This window comes from Bradyrhizobium barranii subsp. apii, assembly GCF_011516635.5.
Classification (GTDB): Bacteria; Pseudomonadota; Alphaproteobacteria; order Rhizobiales; family Xanthobacteraceae; genus Bradyrhizobium; species Bradyrhizobium barranii.
The window spans coordinates 6446529-6463473 of the sequence record NZ_CP096255.1; the positions used below are offsets into that span (position 1 = coordinate 6446529).

General features: G+C 63.5%; 12 protein-coding genes and 5 pseudogenes. 7 read left to right on the top strand and 10 right to left on the bottom strand.

Annotated elements, in window-relative coordinates:
• Window positions 1-63: 63 nt before the first annotated feature.
• The 3 genes from HAP41_RS30800 to HAP41_RS30810 are packed head-to-tail and all read right to left on the bottom strand — an operon-like array spanning window position 64 to window position 4071.
• The gene (locus tag HAP41_RS30800; protein ID WP_135214968.1) at window positions 64-1278 is read right to left on the bottom strand and encodes an RluA family pseudouridine synthase; all 1215 of its coding nucleotides are present in this window, start codon (window positions 1276-1278) and stop codon (window positions 64-66) included.
• A gap of 52 nt (window positions 1279-1330) precedes the next feature.
• Complete coding sequence (locus HAP41_RS30805; protein ID WP_166093054.1) at window positions 1331-2668, bottom strand: replication-associated recombination protein A; 1338 nt, start codon at window positions 2666-2668, stop codon at window positions 1331-1333.
• Window positions 2665-4071, bottom strand: a complete 1407-nt coding sequence (locus HAP41_RS30810; protein WP_166093047.1) for a DegQ family serine endoprotease — start codon at window positions 4069-4071, stop codon at window positions 2665-2667. The genes HAP41_RS30805 and HAP41_RS30810 overlap by 4 nt, the downstream gene beginning before the upstream one ends.
• Before the next feature lie 313 nt (window positions 4072-4384).
• Between HAP41_RS30810 and HAP41_RS30815 the strand changes: the two genes are divergently transcribed.
• The gene (locus HAP41_RS30815) at window positions 4385-6016 is read left to right on the top strand and encodes an OprO/OprP family phosphate-selective porin (RefSeq protein ID WP_166093039.1); all 1632 of its coding nucleotides are present in this window, start codon (window positions 4385-4387) and stop codon (window positions 6014-6016) included.
• Between the two features lie 41 nt (window positions 6017-6057).
• Here HAP41_RS30815 and HAP41_RS30820 read toward each other — a convergent pair whose 3' ends face one another.
• Window positions 6058-6441, bottom strand: a complete 384-nt coding sequence (locus HAP41_RS30820) for a winged helix-turn-helix transcriptional regulator (protein WP_028151187.1) — start codon at window positions 6439-6441, stop codon at window positions 6058-6060.
• Window positions 6442-6574: 133 nt separating this feature from the next.
• On the opposite strand from HAP41_RS30820, the pseudogene HAP41_RS30825 reads away from it, so the two are divergent.
• Window positions 6575-7309 (top strand): annotated as a pseudogene (locus HAP41_RS30825) (zinc-binding alcohol dehydrogenase family protein); the annotation flags it as partial.
• 105 nt (window positions 7310-7414) lie between these two features.
• Here HAP41_RS30825 and istB (HAP41_RS30830) read toward each other — a convergent pair.
• A pseudogene (gene istB, locus HAP41_RS30830) lies at window positions 7415-7906 on the bottom strand (IS21-like element helper ATPase IstB); the annotation flags it as partial.
• Between the two features lie 139 nt (window positions 7907-8045).
• On the opposite strand from istB (HAP41_RS30830), the pseudogene HAP41_RS30835 reads away from it, so the two are divergent.
• The 5 genes and pseudogenes from HAP41_RS30835 to HAP41_RS30855 all read left to right on the top strand — a co-directional run.
• Window positions 8046-8183: pseudogene (locus tag HAP41_RS30835) on the top strand (phage integrase N-terminal SAM-like domain-containing protein); the annotation flags it as partial.
• Window positions 8184-8266: 83 nt separating this feature from the next.
• Window positions 8267-9102: pseudogene (locus HAP41_RS30840) on the top strand (IS5 family transposase).
• Window positions 9087-9845 carry a tyrosine-type recombinase/integrase gene (locus tag HAP41_RS30845; protein ID WP_166093020.1) on the top strand — a complete coding sequence of 253 codons (759 nt, stop codon included), beginning with the start codon at window positions 9087-9089 and terminating at the stop codon, window positions 9843-9845. The pseudogene HAP41_RS30840 and the gene HAP41_RS30845 overlap by 16 nt, the downstream one beginning before the upstream one ends.
• A gap of 20 nt (window positions 9846-9865) precedes the next feature.
• Window positions 9866-11092, top strand: coding sequence for an IS91 family transposase (locus tag HAP41_RS30850; protein ID WP_166053869.1), 1227 nt, complete (start codon window positions 9866-9868; stop codon window positions 11090-11092).
• A 418-nt stretch (window positions 11093-11510) separates the two neighbouring features.
• Window positions 11511-12457, top strand: a protein-coding gene (locus HAP41_RS30855) for an IS630 family transposase (RefSeq protein WP_166055883.1) whose coding sequence is annotated in 2 segments (ribosomal slippage) — window positions 11511-11850 and window positions 11850-12457 — 948 coding nt in all. Because the reading frame shifts where the segments join, the coding sequence is not laid out codon by codon here.
• A 10-nt stretch (window positions 12458-12467) separates the two neighbouring features.
• On the opposite strand, the pseudogene HAP41_RS30860 reads toward HAP41_RS30855, so the two are convergent.
• From HAP41_RS30860 to istA (HAP41_RS30880), 5 genes and pseudogenes are all read right to left on the bottom strand, one after another.
• Window positions 12468-12734: pseudogene (locus HAP41_RS30860) on the bottom strand (ATP-binding protein); the annotation flags it as partial.
• A gap of 14 nt (window positions 12735-12748) precedes the next feature.
• Window positions 12749-13501: a Mu transposase domain-containing protein gene (locus HAP41_RS30865; RefSeq protein WP_224580693.1), complete on the bottom strand. Its 753-nt coding sequence runs from the start codon at window positions 13499-13501 to the stop codon at window positions 12749-12751.
• 94 nt (window positions 13502-13595) lie between these two features.
• Entirely contained in the window at window positions 13596-14357 is a 762-nt protein-coding gene (gene istB, locus HAP41_RS30870) for an IS21-like element helper ATPase IstB (protein WP_166063422.1), read from the bottom strand.
• A gap of 16 nt (window positions 14358-14373) precedes the next feature.
• Window positions 14374-15915 (bottom strand): IS21 family transposase, encoded by a 1542-nt coding sequence (gene istA / locus HAP41_RS30875; protein WP_166065845.1) that lies wholly within the window; start codon window positions 15913-15915, stop codon window positions 14374-14376.
• Between the two features lie 82 nt (window positions 15916-15997).
• The gene (gene istA, locus HAP41_RS30880) at window positions 15998-16840 is read right to left on the bottom strand and encodes an IS21 family transposase (protein WP_224580692.1); all 843 of its coding nucleotides are present in this window, start codon (window positions 16838-16840) and stop codon (window positions 15998-16000) included.
• Window positions 16841-16945: the final 105 nt, after the last annotated feature.

The window sequence follows — 16945 nt, forward strand, 5'->3', positions numbered from 1 at the left end:
ATTCTGGATTGCTTCGTCGCTTCGCTCCTCGCAATGACGGGGCTGGTAGCGAGGCCCCGATCCCTACTCTTCCGGCGCGTTCTCGATCGGATCAAACCGGCTGGCATCGAGCCCGAGCAGATTCCAGGACTGCTGCATGTGCGGCGGCAATGGCGCGGTGGCGTCGATCACGCCGCCGCGCGGATGCGGAATGACGATGCGGCGCGCGAGCAGATGCAGCCGGTTTTGCAGTCCGCCCGGCAGCTGCCAGTTCTCGATGTTGAAATATTTGGGATCGCCGACGATGGGGTGGCCGATATGCTCCATGTGGGCGCGCAGCTGATGGGTGCGGCCGGTCACGGGCTTGAGCGACACCCAGGTCAACTTGTTGCCGGCGGTCTCAACCACCGCATAATACGTCACCGCGTGGCTGGCACCTTCGTCGCCATGCTGGGCGATGCGCATGATGGTGTCGTCCTCGCTCTCTTCCTTCGCGAGGAAGGTCGAGATGCGGCCCTGCTTCGGCTTCGGCAGACCCGGCACCAGCGCCCAATAGGTTTTTCGCGCGGACCGCGAACGGAACGCGCCGGTCAGATGCGAGGCGGCAAACCGCGTCTTGGCGATCAGGAGACAACCCGAGGTCTCCCGGTCGATGCGGTGGACCAGGCGCGGCTTCTGACCCTTGGAATCGCGCATCACCTCCAGCATCTGGTCGATGTGCCGTGTCATGCCCGAGCCACCCTGTACGGCGAGGCCGAGAGGCTTGTTCAGGACGAGGACGTCGTCGTCCTCGTAGATCGTCATCTCTTTGAGCGCCTGAAGCGTCTTTTGGGCACCTTCCGACAGCTCGCCGACGGCCTTTGGCGTGTCGAGCTTCAACGGCGGGATGCGGACGCTCTGGCCCTCCTCCAGCCGATCCTTGCTGTCGACACGCTTGCCGTCCACGCGCAGCTCGCCTTTGCGGACGACGCGCTGGATGTGGGAGAACGACAGGCCGGGAAAGCGCGCTTCCAGGAAACGATCGACGCGCATGTTGTTCTCGTCAGCCGTCACCTTGACGGTCTGCACCTTCGTCGGCAGCAGCGCCTCGACGGGCTTTGCCGGCGCAGGCGCTTCGGGCGCAGCCTTGGGCGGCCGCCGCTCGGCACGCTCCGCCGCAAAGCGCGGCGGCTTCGCACCCGGCTTGCCACCCAGCCGTGGTCCCGCCTTCTTCACAGTGCGCGCCTTGAACGGACGCGAATCGTCGCGCTCGTCACGCGAGCGGGGCTTTGGGTTCATTCTCTTGATGCGGCGGCTCATGGTTGCCTGCGTACCCTAAAAGCCGGCTCCCGTCACGGCGAAATGGCCGTTTCTAGCGCGAGCCTCCCCGCTCCTTCCGCAGCTTGGCCCAGTAATCCAGCCGCTTGCGGATCTCGCGCTCAAAACCGCGCTCGGGCGGGTCGTAGAAGGTCTGGCGGCCCAGGGCTTCCGGAAAGTAGTCCTGGCCGGAGAAGGCGTCGGGGGCGTCGTGGTCGTATTCGTAGGCCGCGCCGTAGCCTTCGGACTTCATCAGCTTGGTCGGGGAATTGAGGATGTGCTTTGGCGGTAGCAGCGAGCCGGCCTGTTTTGCGACCTGCATCGCGGCCTTGAAAGCCGTGTAGACGGCATTCGATTTCGGCGCGGTGGCGAGATAGACGACGGCTTGCGCGATCGCGAGCTCGCCCTCGGGATGGCCGAGGAAGTCGAAGGCGTCCTTGGCCGCGTTGGCAATGACGAGCGCCTGCGGATCGGCAAGGCCGATGTCCTCGACCGCCATGCGTACGACGCGGCGGGCCAGGAACAGCGGGTCCTCGCCGACATCGAGCATGCGCGCGAGGTAATACAGCGCGGCGTCGGGGTCGGAGCCCCGCACCGACTTATGCAGCGCCGAGATCAGGTTGTAGTGACCGTCGGCCGACTTGTCGTAGATCGGCGCGCGGCGCTGCAGGATCTCCTGCAACTGCGCCGCGTTGAAAATCTCGTCCGCCCGCGCCGAACGCCAGACCTCCTCGACAAGCGTCAGCGAGGCCCGGCCGTCGCCGTCGGCCATGCGCACCAGCACTGTGCGCGCCTCGTCATCGAGCGGCAGCTTGCGGCCCTCGACCTCTTCGGCATGCGCGAACAGTTTTTCGATCGCGGCGGCATCGAGCGAGCGAAACACCAGCACGCGCGCACGAGAGAGCAACGCCGCGTTGAGCTCGAAGGACGGGTTTTCGGTGGTCGCGCCGACCATCACGACGGTGCCGTCCTCCATCACCGGCAGAAACGAATCCTGCTGGGCGCGATTGAAGCGATGCACCTCGTCGACGAACAGCAGCGTGCCCTTGCCCATCTCGCGGCGGGCGCGTGCGGCGTCAAACGCCTTCTTCAGATCGGCGACGCCGGAGAACACCGCGGAGATCTGCTCGAAATGCAGATCGGTCGCATCGGCCAGCAGCCGCGCCACCGTGGTCTTGCCGGTGCCGGGCGGGCCCCAGAACACCAGCGATCCGAGCGTGCGCGTCTCCAGCATGCGCGTCAGCGCACCATCGGGACCGAGGATATGGTCCTGGCCTACGACCTCCGACAGCGCGCGCGGGCGCAGCCGGTCCGGCAGCGGATGCGGAGCCTCGTGGTCGAGCCCCGCCGCGGCAAAGAGAGTTGGCGTCTCCTGTGGTCGCTTCGGGCTCATCCGCCCAGCGTGACGTTGATCTGCTGGCCACCGCGCACCAGCGTGATGCGCCAGATCCGCGGCCGTTCGCCCGCCGCCTTTTCGAGGTCGCCGGTCTTGCTGATCTTCTGGTTGTTGACGGCGAGGATGATGTCGCCCTTCTGGAAGCCGACACTCGCAGCCGCGCTGTCGCCGCCGAGATCGGTGATCACGACGCCTTCGGTGTCGGCGTCCAGATGCAGCTCGTCGGCAACCGCCGGCGTGATGGACGAGACCTTCGCGCCCTGGAACGGCGAGCGCGCGGTGACGACGAGTTCGTTGCGGCCGGAGTCGGGTGCGGTCTCGAGCGAGATCGTGACCTTGAGTGGCTTACCGCCGCGCTGCACGTCGATCTGCGCCGTGCCGCCGAGCGGACGCGTGGCGAAGCGGTAGTCGAAGGCGTTGGGATCATCCACGGTCTGGCCGTCGATCCCGGTGATGAGATCGGAGGATTTCAGGCCGGCCTTGGCCGCGGGGCCGCTCGAGACCACGCTTGCAACCAGCGCGCCGGTCGGCGAACGCAGGCCGAGGCTCTCGGCGATCTCGGGCGTCACCGCCTGCAGTTTCGCGCCGAGCCACGGCCGCTTCACCGCCTTGCCGCCGCTCTTGGCGGAGGCCACGACGACGCGCACCATGTTGGCGGGGATCGCAAAGCCGATGCCTTGCGAGCCGCCGGAGCGCGAATAGATCGCGGTATTGATGCCGGCGAGCTTTCCGCTCATATCGACCAGCGCGCCGCCGGAATTGCCGGGATTGATGGCCGCATCGGTCTGGATGAAGAACTGGTAGTCGGTGATGCCGACTTGGGTGCGCGCGAGCGCCGAGATGATGCCGTGGGTCACAGTCTGGCCGACGCCGAAGGGATTGCCGATCGCGAGCACGACGTCGCCAACCAGCAGTTCGTCGGAATTGGTGAAGTCGAGGGTCGGAAACTTCTCCTTGGTGTCCTTCAGGCGCAGCACGGCGAGATCGGTGCGCGGATCCTTCAGCAGGATCTCAGCCTCGAACTCCCGCTTGTCCGACAGCGATACTTTCACCTGGTCCGCGCCCTCGATGACGTGGACGTTGGTGACGACGAGGCCGGAGGCATCGACGATGACACCGGAGCCGAGCGAGCGCTGCATCTGCTCGGGCTGCTGGCCCGGCACGCCGAAGAAGCGGCGGAAGATCGGGTCGTCCAGCAGCGGATTGCGGTTCTGCACCACCTTGGCGGCGTAGACGTTGACGACGGCCGGCTGCACCCGCTGCACGATCGGCGCATAGGACAGCCGCAGCTCGGCGGGCGAGGACGGGACACGACGGTCCTGCGCGGCGGCCGGATTGAGGTGGGCTGAAAACGCTATGCACAATGCCGTGATGACGGCGGTCCGGGTCGATCGAAACATTCCTACCTCTCGGAAAAGACGCCGGAATATAGGCGCGTTCGCCCGCCAATAGAAGGGCGCCAGGGGGCATTATTCAGCCGCCTTTCCGGTGTGTCCGGCGTGCAAGTCCCGCATGCGAAATGACAATTTACCTGGGCGGTGGATTGGCATGATGCGCGTCATCCAGCATTGTGGTGGCGAGCGGATTCGGTTGCGGCGAATTGGCATCAGTGGGAACCGCGCAACCGGGCGCAGCGTCGCGGGGCAGTCATCGTTCATACCTAGGCTCTCCCGTTACGACTTGGGGAAGTTCGTCAAACGATGGAGTCATGATGTGAGCAGGACAAGACTTGCAGCCACCGCGATTGGTCTCGCCGGTGCGCTGGCGGCCTCGCAGGCCCAGGCCCAAACGGCAAGCAGCAGCGATCAGGAGATCGCTCTGCTGAAGCAGCAATTGAAGATGCTGGAGCAGAAGCTCGACAAGCTCCAGAGCCAGACCGCCGCCAACACGGCGGCCACGGCGAAGGCCAAAGCCGAAGCAAAGGCGGAGGCCAAGGCCGAAGCGCGCTCGGAGGCGAAGGCGGTCGTGGCCAATGCCAGCGCGGCGATCCCGCTCAAGGGACCGGCGCCCGCGTCCGGCGCCGTCGTGACGATGCCGAACAACCGGCCGACCATCTGCACCGCCGATGGGGCAAACTGCGTCGCGATCACCGGTCGCGTGCACTACGATATGGGCGGCTATGACTATCGTCCCAACACGGCGGCAACTGTGCCGCAAAAGCTGGACAGCGGCGAAAACGTGCGTCGCGCGCGCATCGGTGTCGTCGGCAAATTCCTCGAAGACTGGAATTTCGCGCTGATCTACGATTTCGGGGGCTCGTCCGACGGATTTGGCGGCACGGGCGCCGCCGGCGCGACCCCTGTCGGCTTCCTGCCGGGCGGAGGCACCTCCGGCATCGAGAATGCTTGGGTGAGCTACACGGGGCTGAAGCCGTTCGGCGGCAAGATGGCAATCGAAGCCGGCATCATGGACCTTGCCTGGACCCTGGATGAATCCACGAGTTCCAACGACATTGCGTTCATGGAACGCGCCTCGGTCGGCATCATCGCGCAAAATATCGCCGCCGGCGACTTCCGTTCCGCCGCCGGTGCCCGCTGGTACAATGACGTGTTCTGGGCCGGCGCTTACGTGACCGGCCCGACCTCGGGTGCCATTCACTCGGCCTCGAGCGTGTCACCTCCCGGGACCAGCGAGCAATACGGCGCGACCGCCCGCGTTGCGGGTCAGGTCGTGAGCGGCAACGACTACTCGGTGCATCTTGGCGCCGACGCGGAATGGCTGATCCAGCCGCCGCGCAATCTGCTCGCGAACACGCAAACGCTCACGCTCAGCGATCGTCCCGAGCTGCGGATCGATCCCACGACGCTGATCTCGACCGGAGCGATTGCAAATGTGTCGGGCGCGCAGGTCTATGGCGTGGAAGCCGCGGCCACCTATGGACCGCTCTGGGTCCAGGGCGAATACTACTGGTTCAACATCGATCGCGGTGCGAACACCGCGGTGGCGCCCATCGGTACGTCGAGCCTGAAATTCCAGGGCGGCTACGCACAGGCGGCCTATGTCCTGACCGGTGAATCGCGCAAGTACAATCCGAGCAACGCGGCCTATGGCGGCGTCAAGCCGAACAATCCGTTCTCGATCAACGGCGGCGGCTGGGGTGCCTGGGAGATCGCCGGTCGCTACTCGACCATAGATCTGAACGATCAGTTGGCGACCGCCGCCGGCATCGCCGGCGGGCGGCAAACCGTCTACACGCTGGCGCTCAACTGGTACGTCAACGGCAATGTGCGCTTCATGCTCGACTATCTGCATGGCACGGTATCGAAGCAGGCCTCGCCGGTCTCGACAGCCGATGTCGGCTCGAAGTTCGATGCGGTCGCGTTGCGCACGCAGTTTGCGTTCTGATGCTATCTCTTCCGGGAGCGGCACAGTCCGCTCCCGGAGAGTTACGCTGCGCGCTTCGGCTTCTTGACCGGCTCCGCTTCGGGCGGCGGCGCGCATGACAGCCGTTGCTGATGGCTTTCGCCCCAGGCCTTCAGGATGTCGATCACCGGCCGCAGGCTCTCGCCAAGCTCGGAGAGGCAATACTCCACGCGCGGCGGCACCTCGGCGTAGACCTTGCGGATGACGAGCTTGTCCTCCTCCAGCGCGCGAAGCTGCTTTGTCAGCATGCGCTGGGTGATGCCGGGCATCCGGCGGCGCAGTTCGCCGAAGCGCTGGGTGCCGTCCTGGAGGTGGTAGAGGATCACGCCCTTCCACTTGCCGTCGATCAGGTCCAGCGTCGCCTCGACCGAGCAGCCGGGACGCCGGGTAAAATCTCGCCGCTTCATGCGTGTTTTCCCAATAGTATCCAAACAGGGACTATATCCCCGAATTTACAGTACTTGCCAAATCGGGGCTAGCGGGACAGTTAGCAGGCTAGGCGCACATCACAAGCTACGCGCCATTTGATGGAGACAAGCCATGAAGGCCGTCGGCTACAAAAAATCGCTTCCGATCGAGGATCAGGACGCGCTGATCGATTTCGAGACCGCAAAGCCCGAGCCCAAGGGGCGCGATATCCGCGTCGCCGTGAAGGCCATCTCGGCCAACCCGGTCGATTACAAGGTACGCAAGCGTGCCGCCCCGCCCGAGGGCGAGACGAAGATTCTTGGCTATGACGCGGCCGGCGTCGTCGATGCCGTGGGTCCGGACGTCACACTGTTCAAGCCGGGCGACGCGGTGTTTTACGCCGGCTCGATCCTGCGCCAGGGCACCAATTCCGAATTCCACCTGGTCGACGAGCGCATCGTCGGCGTCAAGCCGAAGTCGCTCTCGTTCGCGCAGGCCGCAGCCCTCCCCCTCACCTCCATCACCGCCTGGGAATTGCTGTTCGACCGGCTCGGCGCGGTGCCCGGCAAGAGCGTCGATCCGCGCACGCTGCTGATCACGGGCGGCGCCGGCGGCGTCGGCTCGATCCTGATCCAGCTCGCGCGACGACTCACGGGCCTCACGGTGCTCGCGACGGCGACGCGGCCGGAGTCGCAAAAATGGTGCCTCGATCTCGGCGCGCATGCGGTGATCGACCACGGCAAGCCGATGAAGGAGCAGATCGAGAGCTTGAGGCTGCCGCCGGTCGCGCTGGTGGCGAGCCTTACCTTCACCGACCAGCACTACAAGGCGATCGCCGAGTTCATTGCGGATTCCGACGAAGCCGGCCATGCATTCCAATTCGAAGCCGGCCGGGTATTCCGATCTGAAGCCGGCCACCCGTGGCGTCGTTCGCATGGGTCAATTTCATGATGTCGTCGAGGGCTGGGAAGGTCAAGAGACCGGTTGATCTTGAGCGGGTTGCTTCTGCTTCCTGAGGCTCTCTCCTTTGAGTTCGATGCGGTAGGCATTGTGGACGAGGCGATCGAGAATCGCGTCGGCGATGGTGGGGTTGCCGATGATTTCGTACCAGCGATCGACGGGCAGCTGGCTGGTGACGATAATCGAGCGGGCTTCGTATCGATCCTCGACGATTTCGAGCAAATCACGGCGCTGGTCGGCGTCGAGAGGTTCTGGTCCCCAGTCGTCCAGGATCAGCAGATCAAGTCGTGCGATCGCCCGCAGCATCTTGGTATAGCGGCCATCGGCGCGGCCGAGTGCGAGAGCGGCGAAGAGACGCGGCACACGATGGTAGGCAACTGAGAAGTCGTCTCGGCAAGCCTTGTTGCCGAGGGCACAAGCGAGCCAGCTCTTGCCGACGCCGCACGGCCCGGTAACAAGGAGATTATGTCGTGCCCGGATCCAGTCGCCAGCGGCGAGTTTTAGAGCATTTTCCGACCGGAAAGAATCGGGTGGGGATTGAACGAAGCCGCTGCCGCGGCGTAGGGGGCAAGGTGGCATAGATCGCCTCCTGGCTGAGAGGATGTGGGTGTTGGAGCCCACCCCCTCAGACAGGAGTATCGAGATGGCCGATTTGAGCCCTCTTCGCCGCCGCATGATCGAAGACATGACCGTCCGCAATCTGTCGCCGGCGACGCAAAGATCCTACATCAGCGCGGTTTCGAAGTTCAGCCGCTATTTTGGCCGATCGCCTGACCGGTTAGTGTCTGTTCCAAAACATGTTGAGTCGAATGAATCGGTTGTGATTCAAGGTGAGCGGCCTGATTCGATGGGGACGCGCCGCCAATGTGGACTACCGAGAACCGTGCACGCTACGACCGCAGCCGCCTGCGCTATCCGAGCGACTTGACCGACGAGGAGTGGGCGCTGATCGCGCCTCGCATCCCGCCGGCCAAGCGCGGCGGCAACAAGCGTACGGTGGACCTGCGCGAGATTGCCAACGGGCTGATGTACATCCTGAGCACAGGTTGCCAGTGGCGCGCGATCCCCAAGGACCTGCCGCCGCGCTCGACGCTGTATGGCTACTTCGATCTGTGGAGCTGGAACGGCACGCTCGATAAAATTCATCACGCCCTCTATGTCGAATGTCGCGAAAGGGCCGAGCGCGAGGCTTCTCCCACCGCCGCCATCATCGATAGCCAGAGCGTGAAAAGCGCTGAAAAAGGGGGCCTCATGATCTCCATGGCTACGACGCGGGCAAGAAGATCAAGGGCAAGAAGCGGCACATTCTCGTCGACACGCAAGGCCTCTTGATGCACGCCATCGTGCATGCGGCGGACATCCAGGATCGCGACGGCGGCGTGCTCCTGATGGCAACGTTGTTCGGCCTCTATCCCTTTCTTCTGAAGCTCTACGCCGACGGCGGATATCAAGGGCCACATTTCCAGAAGGGGCTGCGTAGCGCTCTGAAGCGCGTGAACCTCGAAATCGTCAAACGCTCCGATCAGGCTCACCGTTTCGTCGTCTTGCCCAAACGCTGGATCGTCGAGCGTACCTTTGCCTGGCTCGGGCGATGCCGAAGACTGTCCAAAGATTGGGAATGCTTCAATCACAGGGCGCTCGCCTTTCTCAAGCTGGCCTCCATCCGACTCATGCTGCGAAAGCTATGCAATCCAAGGTAATCTTTCCGGACAGACTCTTAGAGCTGGAAGACGTCCGCGCCTTCCAGGTGCATTTGGTCTCGACCGGCATCTCATGGCCGGCGCTGAACCAGATCGTCTGTGCGCTACGGTTTTTCTACGGCGTCACGCTCGGCGAGGCGCTCATCCCAGAGCGCATTCCCTATGCGCGAGAACCGCGCAAGCTGCCGGTCGTTCTCAGCGCCGACGAAGTGGTTCAGTTTCTTGAAGCGGTATCGAGCCTGAAGAGCCGCGCCGCGCTCACCACCGCCTATGCGGCCGGGCTCAGGGCCTCGGAGGTTGCGGGACTGCGGATCGAAGACATCGACAGCGCCCGCGGCGTCATCCAGGTGCGCCACGGCAAGGGCGCGAAGGATCGCAACGTGATGCTGTCGCCCCAGCTGCTGGGCATCCTGCGCACCTACTGGCGGCTCGCCCGGCCGCGGCTTTATCTGTTCCCTGGTCGTGACGAAGATCATCCGATCGATCAGACCGTGCTGCATGCCGCCTGCCGGTCGGCGGTGAAGGCTGCGGGCCTGACCAAGCGCGTCACGCTGCACACGCTGCGCCACAGCTTCGCGACACATCTTCTCGAGAACGGAACCGATATCCGGATCATCCAGGTCTTGCTCGGGCACAATAATTTGTCGTCGACAGCGCGCTACACGCAGGTCGCCACCGATACGATCCGAGCGACGCAGAGCCCGCTCGATCGCCTGTCGCTGGAGGTGACGCCACCTGGATGACCCGCAGCGGGATGCGGGTCATGACCCGCTCCGACATCCGCTCCAACAGGCCCGCCATCGAGATTGCCGATATTCTGCGCCGGCATGGCGACGCCTATCGCCGTGTACATGCCGGTCATCTGGGGCGGGTCGAGCGGCGCGTGATGAGCGCGATCGTTGCGTGCCGGACCGAGGCGCTCGGCGGCCACATGCAGGCTTGCGACGACTGCGGCACGACACGCGTTGCCTATAATTCCTGCCGCAATCGGCACTGTCCGAAGTGTCAGGGGAGAGCCCGAGCCGCGTGGCTCGCCGCGCGTCAAGCCGACCTGCTTCCGGTTCCCTATTTCCACGTCGTCTTTACACTTCCCGCACCGATCGCCGCGATCGCTTTCCAGAACAAGGCCGTCGTCTATGCCATCCTGTTCAAGGCTGCCGCCGAGGCGATGACGACGCTCGCCGCCAATCCACGCCGGCTCGGCGGTGCGATCGGCGGCGTCGCCGTCCTCCACACCTGGGGACAGACGCTGATGCATCATCCCCACGTCCATTGCGTCGTTCCGGGTGGCGGCCTCTCGCCCGATGGCGCGCGCTGGACCGCTTGCCGACCGAACTTCTTCCTGGCCGTCAAACCGTTGTCCAGACTATTTCGCACACTTTTTCTCAAACGTCTGTCGGCAGCCTTCAACTCCGGTGCCTTGCGTTTCTTCGGCGATCTCGGAGCTCTGGCCGAGCCGGCTGCCTTTGCGGCCCACCTCGACGCCATGCGACGCATCAACTGGGTTGTTTACGCCAAGCGGCCCTTCGGCGGACCCGCACAGGTCCTGGCCTATCTCGGCCGCTACACCCATCGCGTCGCGATCGCCAACAGCCGGCTCGTCGCACTCGACGACGATCATGTCGCCTTCTCATGGAAGGACTATCGCCAAAACAGCGCGACAAAGATCATGAATCTCAAGCCCGATGAGTTCATTCGCCGTTTCCTGCTTCATACGCCGCCTGACGGCTTCCACCGCATCCGCCACTTCGGCTTCATGGCCAACCGCCATCGCGCTGCCAAGCTCGCCCTTTGCCGCGAACTTCTCGATCATGAGCGAACAGCCCCAAACGATGGCCAGCCGTCGCCTGTGGATTCGGAGGCTCAAACCTGGGCCGAGGTTCCTGCCTGTCCCGATTGTGGTGGCGTCATGCGCATCATTGAGCGCTTTCGACATAGCTTCAGACGCCCCAGCCCTCGAACATCACCGTTCCGATGCGACACATCGTGAGCCAAGTCATGTCGTGCACGACGATCATCATTCGTCATTTCGCTCCCAGCGTCTCGATCATCGCGGACGATGTCGAATCCGTGCTGTCACACTGCGCGACAACAACCGTCCGATGCAGCAAAAGGCCTATCGCGATCTCAGGCGAAGCGCGTCTGATCTCAACTCTTCCAGGATGCGCACTCCTGTGTCTCTGCCTCACGCGCCGAGCCAGCAGATCGGGCATGGCGATCTCGAACAATCCCCATAGCTGCAAAACCGCGAATAGCCTCCCGCGCCTTCGTTCAATCCGGCTTCAATGAGGTCGCGTCATAAGCGCCTGCCGCGCCCTCGCGTGAGCGCGACCTCACAGAACCCTCCAGATTCCCAAAACGGCGCGAGTCAGATTCAAGCTGCATGCTGGCGAGGGAGGCCAGCATGTATGGCCAGGGCGCTTTCGGTTGATCTTCGCCAAAGGGTGGTAGCCGCGATTGACGGTGGCATGTCCTGTCGACAGGCTGCTGAGCGCTTTGGTGTCAGCGCGGCCAGTGCGATCCGCTGGCGCGCTCGCCTCAAGAAAGTTGGCGACATCGTTCCTAAACGCCAGGGCGGTGACCGCAAATCGCAGCGCATCGAAGCGCATTCGCAATTGATTCTGGAGGCGGTGACAGCGAGGCCGGATATCACGCTTGCCGAGTTGCGAGAACTGTTGAAACGTCATGGAATATCGACTGGCATCGCGTCGCTCTGGCGTTTTTTCCAGCGCAGAAAGATCACACTTAAAAAAAGACAGCGCACGCCGCCGAGCAACGGCGCGGCGATATAAATGCCGCACGTGAGGAGTGGTTCGAAGGGCAAATCGACCTTGACCCTGAGCGTCTCGTCTTCATCGACGAAACCAGCGCCAACACCAAAATGGCGCGGCGTTACGGGCGCTCGCCACGCGGCGAGCGATGTCGTGCAGCTATCCCACACGGACATTGGAAGACGACGACGTTCACCGCTGGATTGCGCTCCGACGGTCTGATCGCGCCGCTTGTTCTGGACGGTCCAATGGATGGCGACGCTTTCCTGGCCTACGTCGAGCAATTGCTCGCCCCATCGCTGCGGCCGGGCGATACCGTTATCATGGACAACTTGCCCGCTCACAAGGTCCATGGCGTTCGAGAGGCCATCCAGGCGGTCGGAGCTAGCCTGCTCTATCTTCCGCCCTACAGTCCAGACTTCAACCCGATTGAAATGGCCTTCTCCAAACTGAAAGCGCTGTTGCGGGCCGCCGCAGCCCGCACCATGCCCGATCTCTGGCAAGCAATCGCCAACGCTCTCAAACGCTTCTCACCCGAGGAATGTCAAAATTATCTCGTCGCGGCTGGTTACGACGCAACGTGATCGGAAAACGCTCTAGAAAGAGCGTGCGGTCGAGGCCGCGGATAGCGCGGTAATCGACATCCTCGACGCAGGCGGCATGACGCAGCTTGGCGGCTCGAGCTCTGCTTTCGAACCGCTTTTGCTGGCGCAGCGTTTTCTCGTGTTCCAGGAGCAACGCCAGCCATTCGGCGTGTTCGAGGCTGCGCGCTTCGGACTGGGCATCGAGGTCCTTGAAGCCTTTGGCCATACCGTGGAGACCAAGGCTATGCAGCAGGTCGAGGGTGGGATGGGTGAGCATGCTGGATAATCCTTTCAATGGAAGTAACCGGGGCCGCGCAGATTGGGATGTTCGATGATCGCGTCCTCGGTATCGCGAGAACTGCGTTCGAGCTTGTTGGCGATGATGGAGGCGATGCTCTTGTAGGTCAGTGCGCTGACCGCGACCGCGCGGGCCGCGATCAGCTCGGCGCGTTCGGGATCAATATCCTTGAACAGCCGAAGCACGCCGAGACAGGTCCGGAATCCCTGTTCGGGATGAGGCCGATTGGCCAGGATGGCGAGAACGAGCCCCTCGGTGTTGGGCCCGATCGACCGCCCCCAGCGCCGGAATCGATCGGGAGTCCACTCGGCGTAACGCCGATGCGCACTGGGCATGTGATCGGGATCAGTGCCGTGCCGGCGGCCGCCATAACGGCGCTGGTGAGCAGCAACACGCAAACCCCGATGGAACAACTCGATGGTCCGGGTGGTGGCGCGAACGTCGACCTGCTCCCGGATCAGGCCGTGTGGAACTGAGTAGAAGAAGCCGTCGACCTCGACGTGATAATCGAGCGAGACGCGGGCCAGGAGCCATTCCGCGAACTGATAGTCGGCATCCGGCAACGGCGCCAGGACAGGCTGCATCTCGACGGTCTCGAACAATTGTCGGCGGCTGACGCCGATCCGGCGCATGACGTGGGCGTTGATGCGCTCCAGCGCGGCGGCGATTGCCGCATTCGCCTCAGCCAGCGAGAAGAAGGTCTGCCGGCGAAGCCGCCCGAGGATATAGGTCTGGGCAAAATGCATATTTCAGTGATCGTGAGCAGCGATTTCGCGCGATCATGAGCGCCGAATTCAGACGATCGTGAGCAGCCTCGCTCCGGCCGAGGCGGTGATAGGGTCAGCGTTCTGGCTGCTCGTCAAGGGTGATGGTTTTGGCGTTGCGTTTTCGCATGCTTTCGCCAGCAAGCTGGAGGCGGTGAGCGTTGTGGACGAGGCGATCCAGAATCGCGTCGCCTAGCGTGGGATCTCCGATAACTTCGTGCCATGTGTCCACAGGGAGTTGGCTGGTTACGATGGTGGAGGAGCGGCCATGGCGATCGTCAAGGATTTCCAGTAGATCGCGCCGCTCGGCAGCGGTGAGCACCGACAATCCCCAATCATCCAAAATCAGAACCTGGGCGCGGCCAAGGGTTTTGAGCAAGCGGGCATAACGTCCATCGCCCCGCGCGAGCCCCAACGCTTCGAACAATCTTGGGACGCGGTGATAGAGGACCGAGCGATTATCTCGGCAGGCCTTGTGGCCGAGGGCACAGGCTAACCAACTTTTGCCCAATCCGGTCGCCCCGGTTATGAGCAAATTCTCGTGGCGATCGATCCAGTCGCCGCTGGCGAGCTTGGCGAAGACGGCCCGGTCGATACCCCGCGGCGTGCGCAAATCGACGTCCTCCACGCAGGCATTCTGGCGGAGCGAGGCCAGCTTGAGGCGCGTGGTGAGCCGCCTGGTGTCGCGTTCCGCCGCTTCCCGGTCGACCAGCAGGCCGATGCGATCTTCGAACGGCAAGGCTTCGAGATCAGGCGATCGTCGCTGCTCCTCGAAGGCCTTGGCCATGCCGCTCAAGCCGAGCTCGATCAGGCGTTCGTGGGTGGGATGGTTGAGCATACAGGTCTCCTTGGCTTCAGTGAAAATAATCGCGGCCGCGGATGTTGCCGTGGCGCAGGGGTTGGTGTTCGGAGGGCTCGTCGAGAAAGGTACGATCCAGACCGTTCTGGAGGATGGAGCGGATCGAGGCGACGGATCGCGCCTTGATCAGAATGCCGCGCCGGCAGGCCGCTTCGACGCGCTCCGCGCTGTAGCTTTTGACCAGTGACAGAATGCCGAGGCAGGTGCGAAAGCCTTGCTCGGGATGCGGCCGGGCCGCGATCACGGCCTGGAAGAAGGCGGCGGTCGACGGACCGATCCGCTCGCCGGCGACGATCACTCCGGCGGGCGTCCATTGACCGTAGCGCCGATGGGCGCTGGGCATATGGTCGGCGATGGTGGTGTGGCCCCGCCGGTTGGGCGCGCGGGCGTGGCTGGCGATCCTGCGGCCGTTGTGGAAGATCTCGACCGTTCTGTCATCGATGCGTGCGTCGACAAGCTCACGGATGAGCCGATACGGCGCGGAATACCAGTGTCCATCGATCTCGATATGATAGTCGGGGCCGATCCGGCATCGCTTCCAGCGTGCGAAAGCGTAAGCCTGGTCCGGCAGCTTTGTAAGCTTGGGCTTGTCGAGCTCGGCGAACAGTTCGGCGCGACTGGCGCCAAAGTCGCGCATCTGCCTTGCATTGAGTTCGACGACGAGTGTTTTGATGGCTGCGTTCAGCTCCGCCAACGAAAAGAAGCGTTGGTTGCGCAGCCGCGCCAGAATCCATCGCTGGGCGACTTGCACCGCAACTTCGACCTTTGCCTTATCTTTTGGGCGCCGCGGCCGGGCTGCGAGAATGGCCGTGCCGTAATGGCTCGCCATCTCGGCATAGGTTCGGTTGAGGCCGGGATCGTGGCGGTCGGGATTGGTGACGGCGGCCTTGAGATTGTCGCAGACTACGAATGTCGGCACGCCGCCGAGGAAGGCGAAAAGATTGATGTGGACCCGGATCCAGTCGGCGAGCCCCTCGCTTGGACAGGCCTCGGCATAGGTATAGTTGGAGGCGCCCATCGCCGCGACGAACAGCTTCATCGACTGCACTTCCCCGTTTGAGGGATCGATGACGTCGATGGTGTCGCCGGCGAAATCCACGAAAACCTTCTCGCCGCCCAGATGCGTCTGCCGCATCGAAGGCCGGGCTCGCCCCTTCCAGGCCTCGTACGTCGTGCAGAACCAGGTGTAGCCGAAGCCATCGGGATGGGTGGCGCGATACTCGTCCCACAGCAGCCGACGGGTCACGTTGCGTCGGCGCAGCTCCTTGTCGACATAGCCCCAGTCGGGAACGGCCCGCTGGGGGCTCTGCGACGCAGGCCTCGGCGCCGGGAAAAGCAGCAGCTCCAGGTCCTCGTCGCTCATTCCGGCCGGCAACGGCCAGTTCAGCCCGGCAGCCCCGGCTCGGCGTAGATAGCTGTGCACGGCGCCGTTGCTGATGCCCAAGGTGCGCGCGATGGCTCGCTCCGGCAAGCCTTGAACATGTTTTAAGCGGAGAACCTCTTTGATCCGGCGCATCGACAATCTCTGGGTGGGCATCGGCCTTCCTCGTTCACTGACGAGGCAGTTCCTAAGCCGGTTGAGTTGTCGGCCGAAGCGGGCTGAGTTGCTGAAAAGCTGCTCACGATCCCCTGAAATCCGTGCTCACGATCCCGCGAAACATGCAGGCAAAACGCACTCCGGCTTCCACTTTTGCCTTATCCCGGGGCTTTCTTGGCCGTGCCGGAAGGATGCCAACGCCGTAATGGGACGCCATCATCCCGTAGCTGCGATTGATTTCGGGGTCGTAGAACGACGCCCGGTGCACGCCGGACTTCAGATTGTCAGGGACGACGAGGCGTGGCACCCCGCCAAAGAACCGGAACATTCGGACATGAGCCTCGATCCAGTCCGGAAGTGTCTGCGTCCAGGTCGCCTCGGCGTAGGTGTAATTCGAGGCGCCAAGCACGGCGACGAAGATCTCCGCGTCGCGCACAACCCCGGTTGCGCGATCAACGATCATGATCTTCTTGCCGGAGTAATCGACAAAGACCTTGTCGCCGGCCGGATGGTCCTGCCGCATCGTCGGAGACAGCCGCCGCTCGAATTCCCGGAATAAATCGCAGAACCGGCTGTAGCCATAACCTTCCGGATGGACCGCCCGGTACTCCTCCCACAGCACCATCAGATTGACGCCAGGCCGCTTCAGCTCACAGGCCAGCGAGGCCCAATCCGGCTCCCGGCGCCGGCGGAAGCCGCGCCTGACGCCGGCATGGGCAAACAGACGTTGTTCAAGAACGGCGTCGGTCAGATCGCCCGCCAAAGGCCACGCCAGCCCGGCAGTCGAGGCACGCTTGAGATTGTCCTGGATCGTGCTGCGCGCCACCCCGAGCGTGCGCCCGATCTCCCGGGCGCTCACCCCATCACGGGCAAGCCGCAGCATCTGTCGTATCTGTCGCATGGTCAGTTCTCTCTTGGCCGGCATCCGCTTCCCCTCGTGGATCAACGAGGGACTTGATGCCTGAAGGACTGACCCAAACGAAAACGCCGACTTCCAAAACCCGGCCGGCTTCAAATCGGAATGCCGGCC

Bases quoted from the DNA above. Each gene is read 5' to 3' on its own strand.
- HAP41_RS30800 (WP_135214968.1), bottom strand. From the start codon at position 1,278: ATGAGCCGCCGCATCAAGAGAATGAACCCAAAGCCCCGCTCGCGTGAC.
- HAP41_RS30805 (WP_166093054.1), bottom strand. From the start codon at position 2,668: ATGAGCCCGAAGCGACCACAGGAGACGCCAACTCTCTTTGCCGCGGCG.
- HAP41_RS30810 (WP_166093047.1), bottom strand. From the start codon at position 4,071: ATGTTTCGATCGACCCGGACCGCCGTCATCACGGCATTGTGCATAGCG.
- HAP41_RS30820 (WP_028151187.1), bottom strand. From the start codon at position 6,441: ATGAAGCGGCGAGATTTTACCCGGCGTCCCGGCTGCTCGGTCGAGGCG.
- HAP41_RS30845 (WP_166093020.1), top strand. From the start codon at position 9,087: ATGCAATCCAAGGTAATCTTTCCGGACAGACTCTTAGAGCTGGAAGAC.
- HAP41_RS30850 (WP_166053869.1), top strand. From the start codon at position 9,866: ATGACCCGCTCCGACATCCGCTCCAACAGGCCCGCCATCGAGATTGCC.
- HAP41_RS30865 (WP_224580693.1), bottom strand. From the start codon at position 13,501: ATGCATTTTGCCCAGACCTATATCCTCGGGCGGCTTCGCCGGCAGACC.
- istB (WP_166063422.1), bottom strand. From the start codon at position 14,357: ATGCTCAACCATCCCACCCACGAACGCCTGATCGAGCTCGGCTTGAGC.
- istA (WP_166065845.1), bottom strand. From the start codon at position 15,915: ATGCCCACCCAGAGATTGTCGATGCGCCGGATCAAAGAGGTTCTCCGC.
- istA (WP_224580692.1), bottom strand. From the start codon at position 16,840: ATGCCGGCCAAGAGAGAACTGACCATGCGACAGATACGACAGATGCTG.